Genomic DNA, 6,494 nt, shown 5'->3' with positions numbered 1-6,494 from the left:
TGTTGATTACAGCTAACGGTCACGGGTCTAGGCAATCATGCAGAACCGATAAGTTCGGTTTTCCAAATCGACACGTACCTAGAAAGAAAATACATTTTGGTTTTCAAACAGGAGACATTATCAAAGCGGTTGTCACCAATGGCAAAAAAGTAGGCCTTTATTTTGGACGTGTTTTGTGTCGAGCCACGGGTAGTTTCGATATCGCTACAAGCAAGGGAAGAATATCGGGCATCAGCCACAAATATTGTTCAGCAATTCATAAAAAGGATGGATACAGTTATGCTTTTTGAAAAAATTCTGACGGCGATTGAAATCGCCTACGCCTTACCCCCACGGATAAATCCGGGGGCTTCCACGGCGAGAGGACTTTGGTGATAAATCTAATTAATCAATAATTCTGGTGCTACCAATCCTTTTTGGATAGCTAAGACTGCGGCTTGAGTGCGATCGCGTACTTCTAGTTTCTGTAAAATAGCATGGACATGAACTCGCACTGTACCAGGGGCAATGTAGAGAATTTCAGCAATTTCTTGATTGCTTTTGCCAGCTGCTACCAGTGCCAAAATTTCTTGCTCCCGCTTTGTTAAGGGATTTTCTGAGGTTTCGTCAGTTTTTGCGGGCTGCACTGCCATATAATTGCCCTCAAAAGCTGCTCTAATTTCTGTTGTTGCCGTTTGATCCCACCAAGAAGCGCCTGCTGCAACCGATCGCACTGCTAATATTAGAGACTCAGCAGCAATACCTTTAAGGCAATAACCTTGGGCCCCGGCAGCAATTAACCGCGAAATCAGGGGTTTTTCAGAACGAGACGTTAAAACGAGAATTGGTAAATTTGGCTGCTTCTGCTTGATTTGGCGACAAGCCTCAATCCCGCCAATTCCCGGTAAACCTATATCCAGCAAGACCAAATCCAGAGGGTAGAGATTTGCTAATTCTACAGCTTGTTCCCCATCTTCTGCTTGTGCGACAATCTCCAAACTGGTTTCTTGTTGCAACCGCATCCACAGACCAAGCCGAAACAGTTCATCATCTTCAACAAGTAAGATTTTTGTCATTTGTCATTTGTCATTTGTCATTGGTCATTGGTCATTTGTCATTGGTCATTGGTCATTGGTCATTTGTCATTGGTTATCCTCCTCATCTCCCTCATCTCCCTCATCTCCCTCATCTCCCTCATCTCCCTCATCTCCCCGGTGGTGGACAAGTTGGAAGTCGGAAACCAAACACTGCGCCGCGTGGTGAGCGATTCTCTGCCCAAATTTTACCCCCATGAGCTGCAATAATTTGCCTGGACAAATAAAGCCCCAGTCCAGATCCAAAGACGTGGCGATCGCTATTTCCTTGATAAAACCTCTCAAATAAGTGAGGTAACTCTTTTTCGGTAATGCCGGAACCAGTATCGAGTATTTTTACCACTTGATCGCTAGAATAACCTTCAAATACTACTTCCACTTTACCGCCACGAGGGGTGTGATTAATGCCATTACTCAGGAGATTGGTGAAGACTCGCCCAAGTTGCAAAGAATCGCCATTTACCCAGACAAAGCTCCGAAAATCTGATTCGCCATAGTGCAGAGAAATATAAACCTGACGTGTTCTCGCTAGTTCAGTCAGGGTAGCGATGATCTCCTCCGCCACTGTTACCAAGTTAACTGGTGATATCTGTAGTTTCAGCCCTTCGGCATCATTGCGGTACACATCTAAAAGGGTTTGGACTAATTGCAGTGTACTCCGATGACTACGAGCCATTGTTTGTAACACTTTTGCTTGCATGGGCGTGATTTCACCAAATTGCTCGTTTTGAAAATATTTCAGTGTTTCAATTGCTCCTAATAGGGGTGTTTTTAAATCATGCGTTAGGGTAGAAACAAAATCTTCACGCATGGTAGCTAGTTGTTCTTGGGAGCGTAATTGTGCTTGGGTATAAGCGATCGCTTCTTCATTGCGGTGGTTGCGGTCACTTAACCAACCCGTTACCACCAACGCCAACACTGCAATCAACCTATTTGCCAACGTCGGGGAATCAATTCTTTCTCCTCCTGGGACAAACAAATTCAATAATGTTAATCCTGTAGCTGCAAGAGTGATCCCCAAAACTGCTCCCCGATTCAATCGAGAATCTGCTAACAAAATCGTCCCTGTGTAGAGGTAGCCAAATACGTACTCAGGTGGTGTCAAATATTCCAGGGCTATCACGATCGCAAAGGCGATCGCTATTAGCCAATAAGTCTTCCCACGCTCATTTATAGCTTGTTTCATGGTCAATAATCGACTTAATATCGTTATTTATGATTTACCAGAAGGCATGAGTTAGGAGGTTAGGAGTATCAATTAAAACTAAAGTTGCTTTCTTTTAAAGCCCAGTTTAACGAAAGAATTATACCCAGACGCGCTGACGTGTTGTATAAAGCGTCCAAGATCAACCCCACTATGAGTAAGGGTGGGTTCCGTCAGTGATGGTGCGCTAATTCCAATTAAACTTAAATTACATGCGTCCTGATTGTATCTTGGATTAATCTATTAAACTTTTCAATTCAATATAAGGACAAAATTATGCCGTTTGTGCTGATTCGAGGGACTTTTGAACCAACCAGTGGGGTTCCCGATGGGGATTCAGTTCGGTTTCAGGCAGAGGATGATACATTGTTTGATAAATTAGAGGGGCGAATTGAATTCAAAAATGGTGGACAAGTTCAGCTTCGCTACGAAGGTATAGATGCTCTTGAGAAAGCGGCAATTCAACCCTTTTCCTCAAATGCAACCAAACGGAATATCCAATTACTCGGTGGCAGTCAATCGAGGTTACCCGGATATATCCTATCTAACAATGCTGACGGCAATGGACGTCCTGTTTGCTTTGTCTTTACTGGCGAGCCACCAGATTGGAACAACACCGGAAGAGGAGATGAACTTCAAGCAGATATGCTGCGTCAAAGCGTCAACTACAGGTTGCTCCAGGAGGGACATGTCTACCCGATGTTTTATGAAACCCTTTATAAAGAGTTGCGGGATGAGATGGTGGTTGCAACTGAGGAGGCACGAGCAGAAAATCGAGAAATTTGGTCTGCTGACCGCTCAATGGATGGATTTGAAGTAGATATTCCTCCTGACCTCTCAGCCTTACCACCTATCTTTCCTAAACTTTGGCGGCGGTTGCAATCGTTTTATCAACGTCCATCTAACCGCAATAAAAAAATTAAGGAGTTTATTCGAGAGTTATCCAGAGGAAAAGATCGGCTTTTTACCATTCCTGATCAACGTTCGATTAAGTTTTCTACTACGCTAAAAGTGGATGGGAACAAGATAAAAATGCTGTATAAACCTGAAGAGATGGTGTTTGAGTCGGATGTCCGCTTAGAGCGTCTGGCTGCTAGTATCACTACGTCCTCTGTCTTTGCATAAAAACCTTTTTCTAACGGAAGTTAAACATTTTTGAGCAAGAATTAAGCCTCAAACCCATACGGCGTTCAGCCGGGGTACGTGCAAATTGGACACATTGTAACCTTTTGTAACGCTAAAGAGTCAAAACCATTCACTTACCGTTGTTTCAAAGCAGTCGAAATCGTGGTCGCGCTACGTGCTACCACCAATTTCTCATTGGCGATCGCGCAATACGGTTCACAAAAGGGCTGAAACTCTTTTTTTTACGTAGACGCAAACGCGAGTGCGTCTGGTAAGAGTTGCGGCTTGCCGCAGGCTACCACTCCAGGCGCAGAGAACACAGAGAGAAGGAGAAGGAGGAAATGCTTAACCCAAGTGTATTGGGCGATCGCGCTAATTTCTGGATGAAAAGCACCCAGATTTTGATAACCCGCAACTTGAGTTAATCGCGAAAGTAGTCTAAAGACTACTGAGAAAAGGTTATAGTCCCAGGACTTACGCAAAATAATGAAAAAACGAACCGCATAGACGCAAAGCGGCTTCCCGCAGGGTAGGACACATTCGCGCAGCGTCTCGTAAGAGAAGGACACAAACTAATAAGAGTTTCAGAGAGTTATTGCGTAAGTCCTAAGTTCGTTTTAACGGACTTTAGTTATTAGCCCGGAACTTCAGTTCCGGGTGGTTTATGTCTAGAATGATATAGCCCTGGAATTAAAAGTAAAAGTTAAATATTCTTAACAAAAACTTTAACAAGTCTCTGTAAAATAGTAAATCCCTCGAAGTCAAATATTCCAACAGTTAATCTGTTATTTCTAAGAATTGGCTTGCTACAGCCATTTTCAATCTGGTGAGGTACAGGGGGAGCAAATAGACCTAACCCCCAACCCGTTGCGGGAAGGGGGAATAATTTGATTGCCTCCCTCCTTAAAGGAAGAGAGGTCAAGATTGTACTTCGCGCTTGCCGAGAACCGCTATAAGTAGAGCGACGTAAATAAAGCTAACTGGCTAAAGCTGTCATTTATCATTTGTCCTTCGTCATTTATAACGGTTTAAGGTGTATTTATGTTTCGTAATATAGCTTGGTTTATTCTTGCCGACTTACTTAGCACTTAAATTTAATTTAGCGCAAAATGTATGGGACAAGGTTTTTTGCAAATTGGCTTAACGCTGTGTATCGTCATAGCAATCACTCCGCTATTGGGAAAATACATAGCGTGTGTCTTCTTAGGAGAAAGAACACTGCTTGATTTTTTAATGAACCCCATAGAACGAAGTATGTTCCTACTAGCGGGTGTTCGGAGAAAAGATGATATGAGAGGTTCGCAGTATATCCGGGCTGTACTATATAGCAACCTCATCATGGGCATTACCGTGTATTTGCTGATATATTTTCAGAGATTATTACCCTGGAATCCTAACGGCTTCGGTGCTATCACCTGGGATGTATTGCTGCACACAACGATTTCATTTGTGACGAACACCGACCAACAACACTATGCTGGTGAGACAACTTTAAGCTATTTTAGCCAGGTGGCTGCTTTAGGCTTTTTAATGTTCACCTCCGCAGCTACCGGGTTAGCCGTGGGAATTGCCTTTATTCGCGGGTTAACGGGTAGAAAACTGGGCAACTTTTACGTCGATCTCGTCCGTGGAATTACGCGAATATTGCTGCCAATTTCGATTATTGGGGCGATCGCCTTACTTGTCGCAGGTGTACCACAAACATTAGCTGGGACTCTAGATGTGAGAACCTTAGAAGGCGGGACGCAATATCTTGCCAGAGGCCCAGTGGCATCCTTTGAAATGATCAAACTTTTGGGCGAGAACGGCGGCGGCTTTTTTGGCGTAAACTCAGCACATCCCTTTGAAAATCCCAATGGCGCCTCTAACTTGATCGAAATGATCGCCATGATTTCTATCCCAGCAGCTTTGATTTACACCTACGGTATATTTGCCAACAACATCAAACAAGCTTGGCTACTTTTTTGGATGGTGTTTGCGATTTTTGTAGTTCTGGTGGGAGTGACAGCCGTGGGAGAACTGCAAGGTAATCCCCTTGTTAATACCGCCTTCGGATTAGAACAGCCCAATTTAGAGGGTAAAGAAGTTCGATTTGGCTGGGCACAAACAGCTTTTTGGGCAGTGATGACTACTGCTACTATGTCTGGTGCTGTGAACGGGATGCACGATTCTTTGATGCCCCAAGGAATATTTTCGACTCTCTTCAACTTGTTTATCCAGGTTATTTGGGGTGGTCAGGGAACTGGAACAGCTTACTTATTTATTTACTTAATTCTCACAGTGTTCCTAACTGGACTAATGGCAGGACGCACCCCAGAGTTTTTAGGACGCAAAATTGAAAAGCGAGAAATCGTCCTTGCCAGCGTGGTGCTGTTGATTCACCCCATTCTAGTTTTAATTCCCAGTGCGATCGCTTTGGCTTATCCCATCTCATTATCTGGAATTAGCAACTCTGGCTATCATGGAATTTCCCAAGTAGTTTATGAATACGCCTCAGCCGCCGCAAATAATGGCTCCGGCTTAGAGGGGTTGAGGGATAACACCCTGTGGTGGAACTTGAGTACTTTAGTTAGCTTAATCGGAGGACGCTACATTCCGATAATTGCCATCCTGCTCTTAGCTGACGGGATGTCTGGCAAACAAGCAGTCCCCGAAACCCCTGGTACCCTGAGAACTGATTCTCTAGTATTTACCGGGATCACGGCTGGAGTGACACTGGTTTTGGGAGTATTGACTTTCTTTCCCGTTCTAGCTTTAGGCCCCATAGCTGAGGGTTTAAAGCTAGCATCTGGCAGTTAGAAAAGTTAGGAGTTAGGAGTTAGGAGTTAGGAGTTAGGGGTTAGGGGTTAGGAGTTGGGAGTTTGGAGTTGGGAGTTTGGAGTTATAAATTTGGAAGTGAACTACCCCAACTTGCCGAGTACGGCTGAAGTTGGGGCTTCTGTAATCAAGGGGGAGTGCCTAAACTTAGACTTTCGTCCAAGAGTAGGACTTACCTCCCCTCCTACAGCAGAGACGGCTGAACCTTCCGCCTTTATTATTCTGATACCCTCTGCTCTAATGTTCTGCGCGGCATTCCCATCCCTGTCATGATG

The 6,494-nt window shown here is 44.2% G+C and carries 5 protein-coding genes and 2 pseudogenes; 4 read left to right on the top strand and 3 right to left on the bottom strand.

Annotated elements, in window-relative coordinates; genetic code table 11:
- Nucleotides 1-290: pseudogene (locus LC605_RS30345) on the top strand (HNH endonuclease); the annotation flags it as partial.
- Between the two features lie 90 nt (nt 291-380).
- Here LC605_RS30345 and LC605_RS30340 read toward each other — a convergent pair.
- Nucleotides 381-1,055 (bottom strand): response regulator transcription factor, encoded by a 675-nt coding sequence (locus LC605_RS30340; protein WP_229551137.1) that lies wholly within the window; start codon nt 1,053-1,055, stop codon nt 381-383.
- A 7-nt stretch (nt 1,056-1,062) separates the two neighbouring features.
- Between LC605_RS30340 and LC605_RS30335 the strand changes: the two genes are divergently transcribed.
- Nucleotides 1,063-1,242 (top strand): hypothetical protein, encoded by a 180-nt coding sequence (locus tag LC605_RS30335; protein WP_229551136.1) that lies wholly within the window; start codon nt 1,063-1,065, stop codon nt 1,240-1,242.
- Here LC605_RS30335 and LC605_RS30330 read toward each other — a convergent pair.
- A complete protein-coding gene (locus tag LC605_RS30330; protein WP_229551135.1) occupies nt 1,183-2,259 on the bottom strand; it encodes a sensor histidine kinase KdpD in 1,077 nt (358 codons plus the stop codon). The two genes, LC605_RS30335 and LC605_RS30330, sit on opposite strands and share 60 nt — an antisense overlap.
- Nucleotides 2,260-2,553: 294 nt before the next feature.
- Between LC605_RS30330 and LC605_RS30325 the strand changes: the two genes are divergently transcribed.
- Together LC605_RS30325 and kdpA are read left to right on the top strand one after the other, a co-directional pair.
- Complete coding sequence (locus tag LC605_RS30325; protein ID WP_229551134.1) at nt 2,554-3,402, top strand: thermonuclease family protein; 849 nt, start codon at nt 2,554-2,556, stop codon at nt 3,400-3,402.
- A 1,113-nt stretch (nt 3,403-4,515) separates the two neighbouring features.
- Nucleotides 4,516-6,201, top strand: coding sequence for a potassium-transporting ATPase subunit KdpA (gene kdpA / locus LC605_RS30320; protein WP_229551133.1), 1,686 nt, complete (start codon nt 4,516-4,518; stop codon nt 6,199-6,201).
- A 101-nt stretch (nt 6,202-6,302) separates the two neighbouring features.
- On the opposite strand, the pseudogene LC605_RS30315 reads toward kdpA, so the two are convergent.
- Nucleotides 6,303-6,494 (bottom strand): annotated as a pseudogene (locus LC605_RS30315) (RNA-guided endonuclease TnpB family protein); the annotation flags it as partial.

The sequence above is a fragment of the Nostoc sp. CHAB 5836 genome (assembly GCF_020829445.1).
Classification (GTDB): domain Bacteria; phylum Cyanobacteriota; class Cyanobacteriia; order Cyanobacteriales; family Nostocaceae; genus Nostoc.
The sequence above is the reverse complement of the archived record's forward strand: the minus strand, read 5'-3'. Positions and strand labels throughout refer to the sequence as shown.

Coding starts and splice junctions, on each gene's coding strand:
- kdpA (WP_229551133.1), top strand. CDS start 4,516: ATGGGACAAGGTTTTTTGCAAATTGGCTTAACGCTGTGTATCGTCATA.
- LC605_RS30340 (WP_229551137.1), bottom strand. CDS start 1,055: ATGACAAAAATCTTACTTGTTGAAGATGATGAACTGTTTCGGCTTGGT.
- LC605_RS30325 (WP_229551134.1), top strand. CDS start 2,554: ATGCCGTTTGTGCTGATTCGAGGGACTTTTGAACCAACCAGTGGGGTT.
- LC605_RS30330 (WP_229551135.1), bottom strand. CDS start 2,259: ATGAAACAAGCTATAAATGAGCGTGGGAAGACTTATTGGCTAATAGCG.